This window comes from Thalassospira australica (assembly GCF_044790785.1).
In the GTDB taxonomy this organism is placed as follows: Bacteria; Pseudomonadota; Alphaproteobacteria; order Rhodospirillales; family Thalassospiraceae; genus Thalassospira; species Thalassospira australica_A.
The window spans coordinates 4461124-4478810 of record NZ_CP085258.1; the positions used below are offsets into that span (position 1 = coordinate 4461124).

17 protein-coding genes are annotated in these 17687 nt (G+C 55.8%); 10 read left to right on the top strand and 7 right to left on the bottom strand.

The annotated features are described in order from the left end of the window. Positions 1 to 8 precede the first annotated feature (8 nt). The 8 genes from rbfA (at position 9) to LG297_RS20810 (ending at position 7894) form a co-directional block, all read left to right on the top strand. Complete coding sequence (rbfA, locus tag LG297_RS20775) at positions 9 to 428, top strand: 30S ribosome-binding factor RbfA (protein ID WP_404423727.1); 420 nt, start codon at positions 9 to 11, stop codon at positions 426 to 428. Next, positions 428 to 1354: a tRNA pseudouridine(55) synthase TruB gene (truB, locus tag LG297_RS20780; protein ID WP_404423729.1), complete on the top strand. Its 927-nt coding sequence runs from the start codon at positions 428 to 430 to the stop codon at positions 1352 to 1354. The genes rbfA and truB overlap by 1 nt, the downstream gene beginning before the upstream one ends. A 17-nt stretch (positions 1355 to 1371) precedes the next feature. After that, complete coding sequence (rpsO, locus tag LG297_RS20785) at positions 1372 to 1641, top strand: 30S ribosomal protein S15 (protein ID WP_404423731.1); 270 nt, start codon at positions 1372 to 1374, stop codon at positions 1639 to 1641. Between the two features lie 222 nt (positions 1642 to 1863). Beyond that, positions 1864 to 3990, top strand: a complete 2127-nt coding sequence (gene pnp / locus LG297_RS20790) for a polyribonucleotide nucleotidyltransferase (RefSeq protein ID WP_404423733.1) — start codon at positions 1864 to 1866, stop codon at positions 3988 to 3990. A gap of 105 nt (positions 3991 to 4095) precedes the next feature. After that, positions 4096 to 5490 carry an NAD(P)H-dependent flavin oxidoreductase gene (locus tag LG297_RS20795; protein ID WP_404426975.1) on the top strand — a complete coding sequence of 465 codons (1395 nt, stop codon included), beginning with the start codon at positions 4096 to 4098 and terminating at the stop codon, positions 5488 to 5490. A gap of 255 nt (positions 5491 to 5745) precedes the next feature. Next, positions 5746 to 6183 carry an iron response transcriptional regulator IrrA gene (gene irrA, locus LG297_RS20800; RefSeq protein WP_404423735.1) on the top strand — a complete coding sequence of 146 codons (438 nt, stop codon included), beginning with the start codon at positions 5746 to 5748 and terminating at the stop codon, positions 6181 to 6183. A 251-nt stretch (positions 6184 to 6434) separates the two neighbouring features. After that, on the top strand, positions 6435 to 6872 hold the full coding sequence (locus tag LG297_RS20805; protein WP_404423737.1) for a rubrerythrin family protein: 438 nt from the start codon (positions 6435 to 6437) through the stop codon (positions 6870 to 6872). Between the two features lie 62 nt (positions 6873 to 6934). Further along, positions 6935 to 7894: a serine hydrolase domain-containing protein gene (locus tag LG297_RS20810; protein WP_404423739.1), complete on the top strand. Its 960-nt coding sequence runs from the start codon at positions 6935 to 6937 to the stop codon at positions 7892 to 7894. Between the two features lie 23 nt (positions 7895 to 7917). On the opposite strand, the gene LG297_RS20815 is transcribed toward LG297_RS20810, so the two are convergent. The 3 genes from LG297_RS20815 to LG297_RS20825 are packed head-to-tail and all read right to left on the bottom strand — an operon-like array spanning position 7918 to position 10906. Beyond that, positions 7918 to 8721, bottom strand: coding sequence for an ABC transporter ATP-binding protein (locus LG297_RS20815; protein WP_404423741.1), 804 nt, complete (start codon positions 8719 to 8721; stop codon positions 7918 to 7920). After that, entirely contained in the window at positions 8715 to 9776 is a 1062-nt protein-coding gene (locus LG297_RS20820) for a FecCD family ABC transporter permease (RefSeq protein WP_404423743.1), read from the bottom strand. The genes LG297_RS20815 and LG297_RS20820 overlap by 7 nt, the downstream gene beginning before the upstream one ends. A 5-nt stretch (positions 9777 to 9781) precedes the next feature. After that, complete coding sequence (locus LG297_RS20825; protein ID WP_404423745.1) at positions 9782 to 10906, bottom strand: ABC transporter substrate-binding protein; 1125 nt, start codon at positions 10904 to 10906, stop codon at positions 9782 to 9784. A gap of 189 nt (positions 10907 to 11095) precedes the next feature. Between LG297_RS20825 and LG297_RS20830 the strand changes: the two genes are divergently transcribed. Beyond that, positions 11096 to 11884 (top strand): class I SAM-dependent methyltransferase, encoded by a 789-nt coding sequence (locus LG297_RS20830; RefSeq protein ID WP_404423747.1) that lies wholly within the window; start codon positions 11096 to 11098, stop codon positions 11882 to 11884. 5 nt (positions 11885 to 11889) lie between these two features. Here the strand turns inward: LG297_RS20830 and LG297_RS20835 are convergent, their stop codons facing one another. The 4 genes from LG297_RS20835 to LG297_RS20850 form a co-directional block, all read right to left on the bottom strand. Continuing rightward, complete coding sequence (locus tag LG297_RS20835; RefSeq protein WP_404423749.1) at positions 11890 to 12240, bottom strand: putative quinol monooxygenase; 351 nt, start codon at positions 12238 to 12240, stop codon at positions 11890 to 11892. Positions 12241 to 12328: 88 nt separating this feature from the next. Beyond that, the gene (locus LG297_RS20840; RefSeq protein ID WP_404423751.1) at positions 12329 to 12784 is read right to left on the bottom strand and encodes an OsmC family protein; all 456 of its coding nucleotides are present in this window, start codon (positions 12782 to 12784) and stop codon (positions 12329 to 12331) included. Beyond that, on the bottom strand, positions 12781 to 13413 hold the full coding sequence (locus LG297_RS20845; protein WP_404423753.1) for a GntR family transcriptional regulator: 633 nt from the start codon (positions 13411 to 13413) through the stop codon (positions 12781 to 12783). Before LG297_RS20845 ends, LG297_RS20840 begins: the two co-directional genes overlap by 4 nt. 215 nt (positions 13414 to 13628) lie before the next feature. Further along, positions 13629 to 15980, bottom strand: a complete 2352-nt coding sequence (locus LG297_RS20850; protein WP_404423755.1) for an alpha/beta fold hydrolase — start codon at positions 15978 to 15980, stop codon at positions 13629 to 13631. Positions 15981 to 16278: 298 nt separating this feature from the next. On the opposite strand from LG297_RS20850, the gene LG297_RS20855 reads away from it, so the two are divergent. Continuing rightward, positions 16279 to 17601 (top strand): MFS transporter, encoded by a 1323-nt coding sequence (locus LG297_RS20855; protein WP_404423757.1) that lies wholly within the window; start codon positions 16279 to 16281, stop codon positions 17599 to 17601. Positions 17602 to 17687 lie beyond the last annotated feature (86 nt).

Genomic DNA, 17687 nt, shown 5'->3' on the forward strand with positions numbered 1-17687 from the left:
TTGACGATATGGCGAAGCAACCGGCCAAAGCACCAAGCCAGCGACAGTTGCGCGTGGCGGAGGAAATCCGTCAGGCCCTGTCGCAAGCGCTTGAGCGCGGAGATATTTACGACCCGGACCTGACCCGGCGCCCGGTAACCATTACCGGCGTCAGTCTGAGCCCGGATATGCGCAATGCCATGGTATCCTTTACGCCGCTTGGCGGGGGCGAGGCGGAAACCTCGTTCAAGGCGCTGACACGGCAAAAGGGCCATTTGCGTACCCATGTGGCGCGGACGGTTCATATGAAATACGTGCCGGCATTGCGTTTTGTTGAAGACAAAAGTTTCGACGTTGCCGACCATATCGGTGCCCTCCTGCGTGACCCGCATGTTGCACAGGATCTTGCGGCGGACGGGTCGGGCGACCATGAAAATGAGGACGACTGATGGCGCGTCGGCGTCGCGGTAGAAACATTAATGGCTGGCTGGCGGTCGACAAGCCCTTGGAAATCACGTCTTCGACCGTGGTCAATCAGGTGCGTCGTCTGCTTGATGCGGCAAAGGCCGGGCACGGCGGGACCCTTGACCCGTTGGCAACCGGTGTTTTGCCGATCGCGTTTGGTGAGGCGACAAAAACAGTTGCCTATGTCATGGATGGCAGCAAAAGTTATCGTGTAACGCTGAAATTCGGCGAAGCACGCAGCACCGACGATGCCGAGGGCGAAGTGACCGCCACTTCGGATCATCGTCCGGATGCAGAAGAAATCAAGGCTGTGCTGGGTGAGTTTATTGGCGAAATCCAGCAGGTGCCGCCAAAGTTTTCGGCGATCAAGGTCAATGGCAAGCGCGCCTATGATCTTGCGCGTCGCGATGAAGACGTGGTGCTTAAACCGCGTCCGATTCTGATCAAGGATCTTCGACTGGTCGATATGCCGGATCGCGATCATGCTGTTCTCGAAGTTGTTTCGGGTAAAGGGGCATATATGCGGTCTTTGGCGCGCGATATTGCGCTGCGCCTTGGTTCTGTCGGCCATATATCCGCGCTTCGCCGGACTTCGGCGGGGCCGTTTCCCGAAACGAGATCAATCCCGCTTGCGGAATTGCTCGCGATGGAACCGGATGCGGTGTTGGAGAAATTGCTTCCGGTCGAGACCGCGCTGGACGACATCCCGGCGCTGGCCCTGACCGAAGTCGAGGCGCAGCGGCTGTCGAGTGGACAACCTGTCGGGTTGTTGCCGGTGGCAAAACGCAACGCTCTCGAAATCCCCGTCGTGCAGGACGATATCGTCTGCGCCATGCTCCATGACCGCGCGGTTGCGTTGGCGGAGATCAGTGGCGGCGAAATCCGGCCTGTACGTGTTTTTAATCTCTAAAGGCGAAAGGATGCCTGATGTCGATTACTGCTGAACGCAAAGCTGAGCTGATCAAAGAATACGCTCAGAAAGACGGTGACACCGGTTCCCCCGAAGTCCAGGTTGCAATCCTGACCGAGCGGATCAAGAACCTGACCGAACACATGAAAGAACATAACCACGACTTCCACAGCCGTCGTGGTCTTCTCATGATGGTCGGCCAGCGCCGTCGTCTGCTGAAGTACCTGCAGCGCAAAGACCAGTCGCGTTACGAGACCGTTATCGGACGCCTCGGTATTCGCCGCTGATATCGAACTGCGGCGGAGGCGGTTGATCCCCTCCGCCGTCGTTTTTTTAATGTCCCGAGCGGATCGGGAAACATGGGAAAGCAGGATCGGATGGGCCGGTCTCTTTGCTTGGTCCGGACCCATTAATTATGCAGCTTTTATGAAAGCCTCATAATTAATGTGTTCGGAACTCGTGTATGACTATCCGGGTCCGCTGAAGGTTTGTAAGAGGAAGAGAAAATAATGTTTAATGTCGTCCGCAAGGAAATGCAGTGGGGGAACGCCAAGCTGGTTCTCGAAACCGGCAAGGTCGCACGTCAGGCTGACGGTGCCGTTATGGTCACTTATGGCGAGACTGTTGTGCTTTGTACCGCTGTTGGCGCGAAATCGCCGCGCCCGGATATCGACTTTTTCCCGATGACCGTCAACTACCAGGAAAAGGCATTTGCTGCCGGTAAAATCCCGGGTGGTTTCTTCAAGCGTGAAGGCCGTCCGTCGGAAAAGGAAACCCTGGTTTCGCGTCTGATCGACCGTCCGATCCGCCCGCTGTTCCACCCGCAATACCGCAATGAAACCCAGATCGTTTGTACCGTTTTGTCCCATGACATGGAAAACGATCCGGATGTGGTTGCCATGATCGGCGCATCTGCGGCCCTGACCATTTCCGGTCTGCCGTTCCTCGGCCCGATCGGTGCCGCACGCGTCGGTTACAAGGACGGGGAATATATCCTCAACCCGACCACTGAAGCGATTCGCGAAAGCGATCTGGACCTCGTGGTTGCCGGTACGCGCGAAGGCGTGATGATGGTCGAGTCCGAAGCCTCCGAACTGAGCGAAGAAATCATGCTTGGTGCGGTCAAGTTCGGTCATGACCATTTCCAGCCGGTTCTTGATCTGATCATTTCGCTGGCCGAAGACGCCGCGAAAGAGCCGCGCGATATCGCTGAACTGCCCGAAGGCTATGATGCGCTGGTCGAAAAAGTTGCTGCCCTTGGCACCGACAGCCTGACCAAAGCATACAGCCATGTTGTCAAGCAGGAACGTTCGGCTGCTGTTGCGAACGCCAAAGCCGCCATTGCCGAGAAGCTGGCCGAAGAAGAAATCGCCGATGCCCTTAAAGGCAAGATTTCCTCGATCATCAAGGATCTGGAAAAAGACATCGTTCGCGGTGCGATCCTGAAAACCGGCAAGCGTATCGATGGCCGCAGCGGTGCCGACGTTCGCCCGATCCTGGGTGAAGTTTCGGTTCTGCCGCGTGCGCATGGTTCGTCGATCTTTACCCGCGGTGAAACCCAGGCGCTTGCCGTTGCCACCCTTGGTACCGGTCAGGACGAACAGATCGTCGACGCGCTGGACGGCGAATACCGTGAAAACTTCATGCTGCATTACAATTTCCCGCCCTATTCGGTCGGTGAAGCAGGCCGTATGGGTTCGCCGGGCCGTCGTGAAATCGGTCACGGTAAACTGGCATGGCGTGCGTTGCACCCGCTGATGCCGGCCAAAGACCAGTTCCCCTATACCATCCGTATTGTTTCGGAAGTGACCGAGTCTAACGGTTCATCCTCGATGGCGACTGTTTGTGCGACTTCGCTTGCGATGATGGATGCCGGTGTTCCGCTGGCACGTCCGGTTGCCGGTATTGCCATGGGTCTGATCAAGGAAGACGAAGATTTCGCCATCCTTTCGGACATCATGGGTGATGAAGATCACCTTGGTGATATGGATTTCAAGGTTGCCGGTACCGAAAACGGTATCACCTCGCTTCAGATGGACATCAAGATTACCTCGGTGACTGCGGACATCATGCAGATCGCCCTTGGGCAGGCCCGTGACGGTCGTCTGCATATCCTTGGCGAAATGGCGAAGGCCCTTCCGGAAGCCCGCGGTGAAGTTTCGGGCAATGCCCCGACCATCACCCAGTTCTCGATCCCGCGGGACAAAATCCGTGACGTTATCGGTTCGGGCGGCAAGGTCATTCGTGAAATCTGCGAAGAAACCGGTGCCAAGATCGATATCGAAGACGATGGCTCGATCTCGGTTGCACATACCGACGGTGCAAAAGGCAAGCAGGCCGTGGATTGGATCAAATCGATCGTTGCGGAACCTGAATTGAACCATATCTATGATGGTAAGGTTGTTAAGGCTGTCGATTTCGGTGCGTTCGTCAATTTCTTTGGCGCACGTGACGGCCTGGTCCATATCTCGGAACTGGCGCAGGAACGCGTCAAACAGGTTTCCGATGTGGTCAAGGATGGCGACGCGGTCAAGGTCAAGGTCATTGGTTTTGATGATCGCGGCAAAATCAAATTGTCGATGAAACGCGTTGACCAGGAAACCGGTGCCGATCTCGAAGCCGGTGACGCTGAATAATCCGATCTGATAAACCGGACGGCGATAACAACAACACGCCGTCCGGTTTTCCAAATGCGATGCGGCGCATCGCTGGCGATGATAAGCCGAATGGGAGAGACGAATTTGAAAGCCCTTAAACCGCTCGTCATGTCGGGAAAAGAGGTCTTGCCGCTGGTTGAAGGCGGCAAAGGCATTGCTGTTTCGACGGGTAAAAGTTCCGGCGCATGGGCTGCGGCCGGTGGTATCGGGACGTTTTCCGCCGTCAATGCCGATTCCTATGACGAAAATGGCAATCTGGTTCCCGTCGATTACGCCGGAAAAACCCGTGGTGAACGCCATCAGGAACTGATCGCGTACGGCATCCGCGGCGGTATTGCCCAGGCACAGATCGCCCATGAAATGCGGAATGGCGAAGGCCGCCTGCATATGAACGTTCTGTGGGAAATGGGCGGTGCCGAGGAAATCCTGCGCGGTGTGCTTGAGGGTACCAAGGGTCTTGTCCATGGCGTGACCTGTGGTGCCGGTATGCCCTACAAGGTGTCCCAGATTGCCGCACAGTATGGTGTTTATTATTACCCCATCGTATCGTCGGCCCGTGCTTTCCGCGCATTGTGGCTGCGGTCGTACAAGAATACACCGGAATGGCTGGGCGGCGTGGTCTATGAAGATCCGTGGCGCGCCGGTGGCCATAACGGGCTGTCGAATTCCGAAGATCCGCTGGTCCCCGAAGATCCGTTCCCGCGTGTTGCAGCCCTTCGCGAATACATGAATTCGGTCGGTCTGAACGATGTTCCGATTATTATGGCCGGTGGCGTCTGGTTCCTGCGCGATTACGAAGACTGGCTCGACAATCCGGAAGTTGCCCCGGTGGCCTTCCAGTTCGGGACCCGTCCGCTGCTGACCAAGGAAAGCGAGATTTCCGAAGAATGGAAAAACCGTCTGCTGACACTTCAGGACGGCGACGTCTCGCTGCATAAATTCAGCCCGACCGGTTTTTACAGCTCGGCGGTTCGCAACGACTTCCTGGAAGACCTGCATCAGCGTTCTGATCGTCAGGTGCGCTATTCGCGTACCGCAGAAGCCGATCTTCATGTCGGTATTCCGCTGGGCCGTCGCGGTCGTCCGATCTATGTCCGCGAAGACGATGCCGACAAGGTTCGTGCCTGGCTTGATGCCGGTTACACCGAAGGCATGCCGACACCCGATGAAACCATGGTTTTTGTCACGCCCGACAGTGCGCTTACGATCAAGAAAGATCAGATCGATTGCATGGGGTGCCTGTCGCAGTGCCAGTTCTCGAACTGGGAACAGCATCAGGGTACCACTGGCAAACGTGCCGATCCGCGTTCTTTCTGCATCCAGAAAACGCTACAGAACATCGCGCATGGTGCGACGGTCGAAAACGAACTGATGTTCGCCGGTCACAATGCCTATAAATTTGGTGAAGACCCGTTCTACACCAATGGCTTTGTTCCGACCGTCAAAGAGCTGGTGGATCGCATTGCGACTGGTGATTAAGCCAAGCGCAAACCGGATAACAGGTCCTGCATGGATCACAAAAGGGGTCGGTTTTCCGGCCCCTTTTTATTGTCTTGCTGTCGAAACAGTCGTTGAAAATTCAGGCGATTGGAGTTGATCAAAATCAAAGAAAGGTGCGTCGTGGTTCCCTAATATATGCTTGGATTTGATCGGGATACGGCACTGCCATATGACATTACAACGGTATTGACCCGGCATTGTGCGACCCCGAAAAGCGTATGAAGGGACAATTTCATGACGACCACTCCGCGTCCTTATACCCATGCCCTGAACCGCCTGAAGGCGGCAGGGCTGCGCCCGACCCGCCAGCGTCTGGCACTGGCGCGCCTGCTGTTTGATAACGGTCATCGGCACATTACTGCCGAACAACTTCATTCCGAAGCCATGAGCCAACATGTCAAGGTATCGCTGGCAACGGTTTACAACACGCTGCACCAGTTTACCGACGCTGGTCTGCTCAATGAAATCGTGATCGATTCCGGTCGATCCTATTTCGATACCAATACAGCCCCGCATTATCATTTCTATTGCGAGGAAGACGGCATGCTCAGCGACATTCCCGCCGAGGCGGTTCAGCTTGCGCGTATTCCCAATATGCCGCGCGGCACAGAACTGGAATCGGTCGACCTGGTGTTTCGACTGCGTCGGCAGTCGGCACGTAACGCCGCCTGACCTGTTTTGTCGCCCGTGACATTCGCGACCCTGGTGTGGCGTAAATATAGCGGTGCGGTGACAACGACATGACGGCCCGATGAAAACCACCCGCGATGGTGCAAAACGTCCCTTCAGTGCTTGACGGGCGGGGTTTTCAAGACAAATACAGAGGCGATGGTTCCCCGTGGAAACATCGCCCTTTTTTTGCCGATATGCATGACAGCATCACTGCAAATACCAGACCCGAACGACAAAAAAGGAAGCCCGTAATGGTGCTCAAGGGAACACGGACCGAGGAACTTCTTCGTGCGGCATTTGCTGCCGAGGCCCAGGTCAATCGCCGTTATCTGTATTTTGCGCAACAGGCCGATATCGAAGGCTATCCTGAAATCGCTGAGATGTTCCGTGCAACGGCCGAGGCCGAAACCGGCCACGCGTTCGGTCATCTCGAATTTCTTGAACAGGTCGGGGACCCTGCGACCGGGCAGCCGATCGGCACCACCCGGCTTAACCTTGAAGCTGCATTTGCCGACGAACAGAACGATGCCAAATCGCGTTATCCCGAAATGGCCCGTATTGCGCGCGAAGAAGGTTTCAATGATATTGCCGACTGGTTTGAAAGCCTGTCGCGGGTCGAAGATGCTCATGCCGCCCGGATGGAACGCGCACTTGCATCCTTTGGCACCGTTTCCGAACCGGTAGAATAAGGGTGCAGACAATTCGACGATCCATTTACAGATATAGCGCGGTTCTGCTGCTTGTGACGGTAATGGCACCCGTTGCCGCCATGGCACAATCCGTGGAGCTTGACGATATTCTGACCGATGCCGGGCGTCTCGAACCCTTGCAGGCGGTGATGGTCGCTCACCGTGGCGAGGTGGTTGCACGGAGGGGCCATCACGGCAGTTCCCCTGATCAATCGGCCAATATCAAATCCGCATCGAAATCGATCATTTCAGCACTGGTTGGCATCGCGATTGACCGCGGTGTTTTAAGTGGGACGGATCAGAAAATCGCCCCCTTGCTGCGCAATCAGTTGCCAGCCGATCCTGATCCGCGCCTGTTTGACATTACCATCGGGCATCTTTTGTCGATGCAGGCCGGTCTGGGGCGGACATCGGGGCGATATTACGGTCAGTGGGTCGCGCAATCAAACTGGGTGCGTGCAGCCCTTGCCCGTCCCTTTGTCGACGATCCGGGCGGCGATATGCTGTATTCGACCGGTTCAAGCCACCTGCTGTCGGCCATCCTGACCCGTGAAACCGGAAAATCGACGCTGGAACTGGCGCGCGAATGGCTGGGGCCGCTGGACGGTTTTGCCATTACGGCGTGGGATCGTGATCCGCAGGGAATTTATTTTGGCGGTAACCAGATGGCGATGAGCACCGCCTCCCTTCTGGCCTTTGGCGAACTTTATCGGAATGACGGGAAGGCAAAAGACGGGACGCAAATCGTCACGCAGGACTGGATCGACCAAAGCTGGCAGTACCGGACCAATTCACGCTTTACCGGCGATGAATACGGCTATGGCTGGTTCATGCGTGATATCGCCGGGCAGGATGTGATTTATGCTTGGGGATATGGCGGGCAGATGCTTTACATCGTGCCCGCACTTGAACTGACCGTAGCGATGACATCGGATGAAACCGAACCGTCGGCCCGCACTGGTTACCGCGACCGGCTGCACGGATTGATGGCCGACATCATTAACCGCGTAGAGGCAAGCTGAAAGAATTCAGCTTGCCGCACTGATTATTGGGCGGCAATACGTTCTGCGGGATATTCGGCAACAGTACCGGACGTAATTGGTCCGCGCAGAACAATATGGGGATGACCAAGCGAATTTTGTTCGACATGGCCGTCAACCTGATAAACGTCGCGCAGGAGATCACGGTCGATAACCTTGGCGCATTCGCCAAATGCCACCATACGGCCCTCGCGGATTGCCATGGCGTGATCGCAATATTGCAGCGCATGGTTCAGATCGTGGATCGCAATCAGGACAATCATTTTCTGGCGCTTGGCAATATCGCGCATGAAGGACAGGACCTCCATCTGACGATGCAGATCAAGGGCCGAGGTCGGCTCGTCCATCAGCAGGATTTCGGGTTCACGCACCAGCGTTTGGGCAATGGCAACAAGCTGACGCTGCCCACCACTAAGTTCGCCCAGATTGCGGGCAGCCAGATCGGAAATCCGAAGGGCGGCCAGAATATCGTCAATCCGGGTCAGTTCATCGGCCTGAACGCGCAGTGACGATCCCTGCTTGGCGGCCAGAATAACCGACTCGTAAACCGAAAGAACCGCGTTCGATCCGGTATCCTGCGGCATGTAGCAAATCGTATTGCGGCTATAATTCGCCGTTTCGACATGCACTTTTCCGCCACCCTTGGCAAGACCTGCAACGCGTTTGAACAGGCTTGATTTGCCGGCCGCGTTCGGTCCGATGACGGCAATCACGTCGCCACCCGTCAGAACCGGTGTGCTAACACCTGAAACCACATGGACACGGCCATAACGGGTGCCAAGGTCTTCAAGACGAAGTGTTGTTACCATGATTTCCTCCGGCTTGCGAAAATCAGCGAGAAGAAGAACGGCACGCCGACAAGTGCGGTAATCACCCCAATGGGCAGGATTGCGCCGGGGATCAGAAGTTTGGACAGAACCGAGGTCGCCGACAGGATCAAGGCGCCGCACAGCACTGATGCCGGCAGAAAGAAACGCTGATCCTCACCAACCAGCATACGGGCGATATGCGGCCCGACCAGACCGATGAAACCGATGGTCCCGACAAATGAAACCGGGATTGCCGCCAGCATACTGACCAGCAACATGGTTTTCAGGCGCAGTGATTGGACATTCACCCCGAAACTTTCCGCCTTGGCATCGCCTAACCGAAGGGCGGTCAGTGCCCAAGCCTGACGGGTAAACAGCGGAAGGGCAATGGCAACGGCAATGGCCGTGATGGCAACCTTGGACCAGGTCGCCTTGACCAGACTGCCCATGGTCCAGAATACAACCGCGGCCAATGCCTGTTCGCTGGCAAGATATTGCAGCAACGCCAGAAGCGCGTTGAAGGTAAAGACCAACGCAATCCCCAAAAGGACGATGGTTTCAACCGTAACACCCCGCATCCGGCTGAAAAAATGAATGATCAGCGCGGTTGCCATCGCCATGACAAAGGCATTGATCGGAATAATGAATTCGACAAAAGCAGGCAGGATCGCGACGCCAAGAACCAGTGCCAAAGCCGCGCCAAAACCGGCTGCGGCCGAAATGCCCAATGTAAACGGGCTGGCAAGCGGGTTGGCAAGGATGGTTTGCATCTGCGCACCTGCGGTCGAAAGGGCGGCACCCACGGTCAGCGCCATCAGGGCGACCGGCATGCGGATTTCCCAGATCACGACGCGCAACTGATCGCTGGCATCCGACGGGTTTAATAAGGCAAAGATCACGTCAGACAGCGGATAATTGGCCGGTCCGGTTGCCAGATCAACAGCAAAGGACAGGAACAGCGCAATCGTCATGCCGGTCAGGATCAGGACACGACGCAGGGAGCGTGCCTTGTAATGCGTGCTCCCTACCGGAATGGTGGTTTGGTCGGAGATCATGGAAATCAGTTCTGATCGCTAACGGAAACGAAGTAACCCGGTTGATACGGCGTTGACAGGAACCGTTCATGCAGTTCGCGGAACGATGCCTCCGGGTCGATATCGGCAAACAGATCCGGATGCAGCCATTTTGCCATCTGTTCGATGACCACGAACTGATAGGGGCTGTTATAGAACTGGTGCCAGACCGCATGAATTTTGCTGTTTTCAACGGCCTTGATGCCGGTGAATGCCGGGCGGTTCATAAGGTTTTCAAGCTTGCGATGGGCCTCTTCCATGTCTGCATTCGGGCCGAGTCCGACCCATGCTCCGCCCGGTGAATAGGCTTCCCAGCTTGCGCCGGTTGCAATGACCTGATCGGGGTTCGATGCGACAACCTGTTCGGGGTTGATCGTGCCGAATGTGCCCGGAATGATTGCTGCGGCGATGTTGGTGCCACCGGCAATCTCGACCATTTTCCCAAAGTTTTCATTGCCAAACGACATGCAGCATTCATCGGAAAAACCGGCTGCGCGTTCGATGAAAACGTTAGGTTTGGCCGGGTTGGCCTTGGCAAGGCGATTGGTCACAACGGCGATTTTATCGTTGCGGAATTTGATGAATTGCTCGGCACGGTCCTGTTCACCGGTAATGGTGCCCAGAATGCGCATGCTGGTATCGGTGTTTTCAATCGGGCGTTCGCGGAAATCGATATAAACCAGCGGAATGCCAACAGCGGCCAGCTTTTCGTCAAGGGCCGCGTCTTCGGTGGCACCCTTGGCTTCAAGGTTCATCACGATGACGTCGGGTTTAAGGGCGATGGCCTGTTCGATATCGAATGTGCCATCCTTGATCCCGCCGAAAGTCGGCAGATCGTTAATGGACGGGTATTTGGCGGCATAGATGTCATAGGTCTGCGGATCGGCCTTTTTGAGGTCATCGCGCCAGCCAACGACTCGCTTGAACGGTTCTGCGCTATCAAGCGTCGCAAGGCCGTAAATCAGGCGACCTTCGCCAAGAATAAGCTTTTCTGCCGGAACCCTGACCGAAACTTCGCGGCCTGCCACATCGGTGATCGTGACGGTTTCTGCTGCGTGAACGGTCCCCGCGACCATCAACGCAACGACAGCAATAGCGCCAAAAATTTTCATCCCCGTACCCTTATTTAGGATTGCCTGATCGCGGCATTATCATTTATTGAGAATGCAAATCAATACTTTTCGCAATAATTGATTTTTTTATGGATTGGTTGATATTTTGGCGCGGTATCTGCCGCTGTGCGATCCCCGCAAGATCGCGCGTCCTTTTGCATATACGGGCTTTAGGGGACTTTTCGGACGATGACGACGCATTCAAGCAATTTCAATCTGCGCGACGAGATCAAGGAATATTGGTCAATGCGCGCTGCCACGTTCGACGAACAGCCGGGACACGAAATTTTCTCTGACCGGGAACGTATGGCTTGGCACGATCTGTTTCGCCGCCATCTTGGCGACGATACAGGCAAGCGTGCGCTTGACCTTGCCAGCGGCACCGGGGTTATCAGCCATCTGATGCATGATCTGGGGTTTGAGGTTACCGGACTTGATTGGTCCGAAGCGATGCTGGAAAAGGCGCGTGCCAAATCGAAACTGCGTCAGTCCAATATCCGGTTCATCCTTGGTGATGCGGAAAACACGTTTGAAGACGATAATAGTTATGACGTCATCGTCACCCGGCATCTGGTCTGGACGCTGGTTGATCCGGCGGCGGCCTTTGCCGAATGGTTCCGGATTTTGAAACCAGGGGGCAAGCTTCTGGTGGTGGATGGTGATTTCGTCTCGCCCACCTGGATCAGTACCCTGAACAAGGCGATGACGGGGTTCCTGCAATCCATCGGATTGAAACGCGATGTTGCCGAAATCCCGCAGCTCAAAACCCATCGCGATATTCTTGCACGCGTTCATTTTTCGCAAGGCGCACGCGCCGACGAAGTGACATCAATGCTGAAAACCGCCGGGTTCGGCCCGGTAATGGCGGATTTCAATATGCGCCAGATTCACCGCGCCCAGTCAAAGCACCTTACCCTTGCCAAAGGGTTGGAGCGCGGGGCCCAGCATCGCTATGCCATCTGCGCAATCAAGCCGTAAGCTGGTTACGAGCGGCCGGAAAACAGGGATATGTCGCTGCGCATAGGGGTCCAGACGGTAACCTTGCGCGGGGTCGCAAGAAGTTCCGGCAAACTGTCCCAGAAGTCCTGTCGATAGGGACGGTGCATCTGCACTTCCATCAAATCGTCAAGATCGGCCCATGTTTCATACAGCATGAAACGACTGGGCTCGTCCGGATGGCGATGCAGGAAGGCATTGATGAATGTTGCCTCATAGCGCATTGCATCCAGAACCGGGTGAAGCAGGGCAAGAAAGGCGTCTTCCCTGCCCGGCTTGACGGTCAGGATAACGGTGCCGGCAATCGGGCCTGTTTTAGTGTTGTCGGTTGCATTCATGATCTCGGCCTCCGGTCTGATTTTGATATTGACCGAGGCAGGTTATGACAGGCCGGGAAGCAAAACGATTACCTGAAAGGTAATGACCTTAATCAAGTTTGATGCTGATTTCGGTTTTGACCGAATTGGCAAGGAAGCAGGCCTCGTGGGCGGCATGATGTAACTCCGCCTCGACCTCGGCTGTTGGGGCCGTACTGGCATAGGTGATCTTGGGACAAAGTTCGACCCGGGTGATGACTGTCTTTCCGTCCTGCATTTCCATGACGCCGGTTGCGGCATCGATATAACTGTCGACGACGATTTTCCGCCGTGATGCGAAATCAAGGAAGAACAGCATGTGGCAGCTTGAAAGGGCGGCGACATAGGCTTCTTCGGGATCGACATTTTCGGCGACAGAATAGGGCAGCGGCACGACATGCGGGGATGAGGATGCGGGAATTTCGACCCCGCCGTCAAACCGCCAAAGATGACCGCGGCTATAGCGGCGGTCGGCAAAGTTTGCGCCGTCGCGTTGCCATCTGACTTCTGCGCCGAAACTGCTCATTGCGGGGCTCCGTTTTCGGGGGACTGGACAAGTTGCCGCGAGGTGATACCTATGTGATTTTCAATGATTTCAATGGCTTTGTTGACATCGCCACGGTTACATACGGCCAGCAAATCATTATGTTCTTCATAAAACACTTTACGCGCCTGCGATCCCGGAGGTTGGCGGTGATAGGAACGGCGCGCCTCGCCGCGCAATTCGGCAATCATCTTTAGCAGGCGATCGTTGCCGCAGGGGGCATACAGGGTCTGGTGAAAGGCGATATCGAGTTCCTCGATAATGGCTGGGTTTTCTTCCTCAAAAAGATCGTCGTTCAGGCGGATCGCCTTGCGCAGGTCGTTTTGTGACAGATGCGGGATCGACAGGATAAGGGCGGTTGATTCCAGTGAAATGCGGATTTGCGACAGGTCGCGGGCTTCGTCGGCGCTTAAGCCATTCACGGCAAGACTGCGGTCGGATCGTTTGGTTAGCAAACCGTTTACCAGCAACCTTTCCAGCGCCTGACGCACGGGTTGGCGACTGACGCCGAACCGTTCGGCCAGCCGTTCCTGTTTCAGGACTGTGCCGGGCGAAAGGGTACCGTTTTCGATGTCGTTTTGAAGCGTTTCAGCGATTCTATTTGGATCCATGGATCCAAAGTCGTGCAAGTTTGCCAAAGAGTCAAGTGGGTTCCGTTGGCGTGAATTCATCCAAAATTTGATGCGACAGCATCCTAAATTCCGGGCGTATTTTATTTGTATGAGGATTTAGCCCGCGGCATTGTGGAGAGGTATTCACAGTCAAAATGGCCGAAGGGATTACCCGTTCGGTTCTCTGTCAGCAGGACAGGCCAGTTATCGGGCAACTATTGAGCGGGTATAGCCGCGGTCAGGGTGCTGTTGGCCGGGGCGGTTTTGGCGACGAAGTCGATCACGCGATTGACCGCATTGTCGATATCCTCGTTCAGGATGCCGTGCCGCTCGGAGACGAGCATCTGGATATCAAGGTCGCTGCATCCGATGGCGTGGCGTTTGATCAGGGTTGCACTGGCGGGATCGACAACCTGATCGCCGTCGCCCTGCAAAATCAGGATCGGACAGGCGATATCGGGTAGGCGTTTTTGCATTTCGGCAACCGCCAGGCGCAGGTTGTGCAGGCCGCCAATCGGAATGTTGCGGTAATTGATATCGGGATGTTCGGATTCATTGAGCCGGAAACTGAGCATTTCCTGTGCCGAAGGCACCCAGCCCATCAGTTTGTTCGCCCCATAAAGCAACGGCACAAACATCAGATTGCGATTGCGGAATTTAAGCGGTGTCGACGCCATGACGAGCCCGGCCAGTTTTTCGGGCCGGTCAGCCGCCAGAATGGCCGAGAGCGCCCCGCCGGTGGAAAAGCCGACAATGACGATATTGTCACAAAAGGCCGAGAGGATTTCATAGCCGCGTCGAACCGATGCCAGCCAGTCGCCCCATGTGCGCTTTTGCAATTCATGGGGCGAGGTACCATGCCCGGCAAGGCGCACGCCCATCACCGCATAATCCTTTGCGGCAAAGCGATCACCTAGATCGCGAAGCTCGGCCGGAGAGGCAAGAAAACCATGCACGACCAGAACGCCAGTGGTGAAATGTTCATTGCCATTGGGCAGCAAAAGATACGGGCGGCTGTCGGCGGTGGCGGTTTCCTGATCGTTGATCGCGGCATATTTCGGTTTTTGATATTTCGCCCGGTTCCATTGCCATGCGCGGATTTCATCATCGAACCGGCGTTTGGCAAAATCGCGCGGTGTCAGGTGATCAACTTCGTCCCGGGCCTTTTCAAGGGCGGTCCATGCGGCATTGATCGGGGCCATTTCATTGGCATAGACCATGACCGGGTTATCCATGCGAATCTGGTCAAAGGTGGCTTCTTCCTGCAATTTCGGCAGGAAGCAATATTTGCCTTCGGACCGTTCGATCAGGCCAAGCTGGACGGCGGCATCGATATATTCGCGGATTTGCGGGCATTTCAGATCAAAGATGCCGATATAATCCGCCGGGTTGCGCATGCCGCGATGCAGATGAATGTCTTCGGCCTGCTGGGCATTTTTGATCGCCAGATAAAGGGTGCGGTCGAAATGGGCGATATCGACCTCGGTCACGCCATTGGCCAGCCACATCATGATCAGGCGTGACGCCAGATGGCTGACATTAAGCGTGAGGTTCGAATACATCACAGCCATGCAGTGATCGCGAAGCGGGCTGATATGACGGGTAATGGCATATTGCGGGATGCGGTCGGAGATTTTTTCAAGTGTCTTGGCCGGGCGGAACAGATCATCAATGCAGGTCGCGGTTTCAACCCGATGGGCCAGCAAACGCCGATCGATCCAGTTGAATTGATGGCGGGGGTCAACCGGATCACCCAGACGGATATCCATATCGGTGCGCTTGAACAGCAGATTGCCTTCGATAATCAGTTCTTCGGCCATCTTGGGGCTAAGCCCGCCGGCAAAAAGATCGGCCCCGCGCGCCAGAAGGTTCTGATCAACGCGGAGCGGATGAAAGGTGATGTTGGCCGGGAACATCAGGGTCGGCTTGGCAAGGGCGGCCTTGAGAATGTCGGGCGTGGTATCAATCGCGTCGGCCCAGCGATCCAATTCGCCATGTTTGCCCTTATCAAGGAGCATCGACAAACCGACCTTAAAACCATCTAGGCAAAGCCCAAGCAGGGCGGCCCCGGTATGATGGGCGCGGCGCTGATCGGCAGAGCGGGAATAGATGCTGTAATCCGGGTGTTTGGGGTGCGGGCGTTCGGCGGCCAGAACGCGCCGGTCCTTGACCATGCCGCCCTCAGGAAAGATCACGACCTTGCCGCCGCGCAGGATTTCTTCGGTCAGGAACGGCAGCAGGCGCTCATAATCGTTGGGGACACCGCCAAGCGCGCGCAGATAGCGCGAAAACCGGTTGTCTTCGACAAAGAACTCGCCCGACGCGATGGAGCGACAGAACACCCCGGTTTCAAGCGCGATCAGATATTGCGGGATAAAGGTTTCAAACCGGGCGAAATGGTTGAACATGAAAATATCGCCCTGGGCCAGATGATCGCGGTCGCCATGCATCTTGATATTGATGTCGACCTTGGCGCGTAGCGCGGTCATGGCCCGAATGGTCCACTCGCAAGTCTGGTTGCGGATCGCGAATTGCTCGCGTTCGATTTCCCGAAAATTCTGATGCATGGGTGATTTTGCCTCGAAGGCCTGAATGCCAAATTGATCGGCGTTATGATTGACTGCTGTCGTTTCCTCTCGGGTAAATATGTGCTGTCGCAACGGGTTTGAGAAGACCGTATACACGCATCAGTCGAACAATCTGTGGCACGTGCCTTTGCCTGTCCCTATAATCACTGCGACATCTCAGATACCGTTCTGTCCGGATAGCAGGCCATTTCGCCCCAAATATGGCCGTCCAACATAGTTGTTGATATCGCTGTCCTGTACAACATGATCCCGCCCCGTCATGAGAATTGGAAAATTCGTGCATCCACCTGCCCCTGAAACACCCCACGACCCTGCCAGCAGACCCGATAACAAACCGGAAAATACGCCTGCCGTTCCGGGCCAGGTTCCGGCGTCGATTTTCCGTGATCGCAATTTTGTGCTGTTTCTGGTCGGGCAATGCATTACCACCCAGGGGCTTTGGGTGCAGAAAATCGCCATGTCGTGGCTGGCATGGTCATTGACCGGGTCGGCATTCTGGACCGGGTTGATCGCAGCACTTAACTTTGCCCCGGCTTTCATTCTGGGCCCGATTTTTGGCGTGATGGCGGATCGGGTTAATCTGCGTAAAACGGCGGTGACCCTTAACCTGATGATGGCGGGGACGGCATTTCTGTTGATGGGGCTGTCGATGGCGGGCCAGATCAACCTGTTCTGGATGGTGGTTCTGGCCGGGACGAACGGGGTGTTGGCCAGTGCGATGACGCCTGTCCGGCTTTCGCTGGTGCCGGTGATTGTTCAGCGGGAATTCATGAGCCGGGCCGTGGCCTATGCGGCGATGAATTTCAATATTTCGCGTCTGGTCGGCCCGGCGGTTGGCGGTGTGGTGATCGCGACATGGGGCACAGGCGCGGCATTCATGATCAATGCGGCATCCTATATCCCGATGGTTTTCGTTTTGGCGATTGTCAAAATCCATGTTGAACGGGCACCCGATGCCAAAAGTAGGCGGGTTCTGGCCGCCCTTGTCGACGGAGCGCGTTATGCCATTCATCATCCAATGATCCGCTCGGTTCTGGCGCTGTCGTGTTCTGTCGCGCTGGTCGGGACCGGCATGGTCGAACTGATGCCGGTCTTTGCCGAGGCGGTCTATGACCGCGGGGTCACCGGGCTTGGCATGCTGGCATCGGCAAGCGGGGTCGGTGCGGTGGCATCGACATTCATGTTGTCGCGGGTCAAATCCGATCCGGCCGCCTTTCAGCGGGTGACGATTATCGGGGCTTTTGCCGCCGGATGCGGCATGCTGGGTCTTGGTTTTGCACCATGGTACGAGCTTGCGGTTGTACTGGTGGCGATTACCGGTTTTGGCCTGACAGCGGTCGGGGTCGGATCGCAAACCGCGTTGCAATTGACGGTGGATAACAAACTGCGCGGTCGGGTGATGAGCTTCTGGAGTGCAACGAGCTTTGGCGGCATTGCGCTGGGCGGGACGATGCTGGGCGCGATATCGGAGGCGGGCCACATTCAATATACCGCCCGCGGATCGGGGGTGCTGATCCTGTGTGCGGCGGTTGTCGGGCTTTGGCGTTTGTACCGGATTGGCAAAATCGGTATGAAATCTGCCACAGAAACGGCAAAATGATCGTGTTTTTCGGCGTCCTTCGTAAACGCTTGTTTAAAACTCGTCAGGTTAGGGTGCCTGATCATCGTGCCTTTTGTGGGGGATAT

What these genes read in the sequence shown, in the direction of transcription:
- LG297_RS20815 (WP_404423741.1), bottom strand. Translation starts at nt 8,721, where the DNA reads ATGGTAACAACACTTCGTCTTGAAGACCTTGGCACCCGTTATGGCCGT.
- irrA (WP_404423735.1), top strand. Translation starts at nt 5,746, where the DNA reads ATGACGACCACTCCGCGTCCTTATACCCATGCCCTGAACCGCCTGAAG.
- truB (WP_404423729.1), top strand. Translation starts at nt 428, where the DNA reads ATGGCGCGTCGGCGTCGCGGTAGAAACATTAATGGCTGGCTGGCGGTC.
- LG297_RS20825 (WP_404423745.1), bottom strand. Translation starts at nt 10,906, where the DNA reads ATGAAAATTTTTGGCGCTATTGCTGTCGTTGCGTTGATGGTCGCGGGG.
- rbfA (WP_404423727.1), top strand. Translation starts at nt 9, where the DNA reads ATGGCGAAGCAACCGGCCAAAGCACCAAGCCAGCGACAGTTGCGCGTG.
- LG297_RS20820 (WP_404423743.1), bottom strand. Translation starts at nt 9,776, where the DNA reads ATGATCTCCGACCAAACCACCATTCCGGTAGGGAGCACGCATTACAAG.
- LG297_RS20845 (WP_404423753.1), bottom strand. Translation starts at nt 13,413, where the DNA reads ATGGATCCAAATAGAATCGCTGAAACGCTTCAAAACGACATCGAAAAC.
- LG297_RS20830 (WP_404423747.1), top strand. Translation starts at nt 11,096, where the DNA reads ATGACGACGCATTCAAGCAATTTCAATCTGCGCGACGAGATCAAGGAA.
- rpsO (WP_404423731.1), top strand. Translation starts at nt 1,372, where the DNA reads ATGTCGATTACTGCTGAACGCAAAGCTGAGCTGATCAAAGAATACGCT.
- LG297_RS20835 (WP_404423749.1), bottom strand. Translation starts at nt 12,240, where the DNA reads ATGAATGCAACCGACAACACTAAAACAGGCCCGATTGCCGGCACCGTT.
- LG297_RS20850 (WP_404423755.1), bottom strand. Translation starts at nt 15,980, where the DNA reads ATGCATCAGAATTTTCGGGAAATCGAACGCGAGCAATTCGCGATCCGC.
- pnp (WP_404423733.1), top strand. Translation starts at nt 1,864, where the DNA reads ATGTTTAATGTCGTCCGCAAGGAAATGCAGTGGGGGAACGCCAAGCTG.
- LG297_RS20810 (WP_404423739.1), top strand. Translation starts at nt 6,935, where the DNA reads ATGGCACCCGTTGCCGCCATGGCACAATCCGTGGAGCTTGACGATATT.
- LG297_RS20805 (WP_404423737.1), top strand. Translation starts at nt 6,435, where the DNA reads ATGGTGCTCAAGGGAACACGGACCGAGGAACTTCTTCGTGCGGCATTT.
- LG297_RS20840 (WP_404423751.1), bottom strand. Translation starts at nt 12,784, where the DNA reads ATGAGCAGTTTCGGCGCAGAAGTCAGATGGCAACGCGACGGCGCAAAC.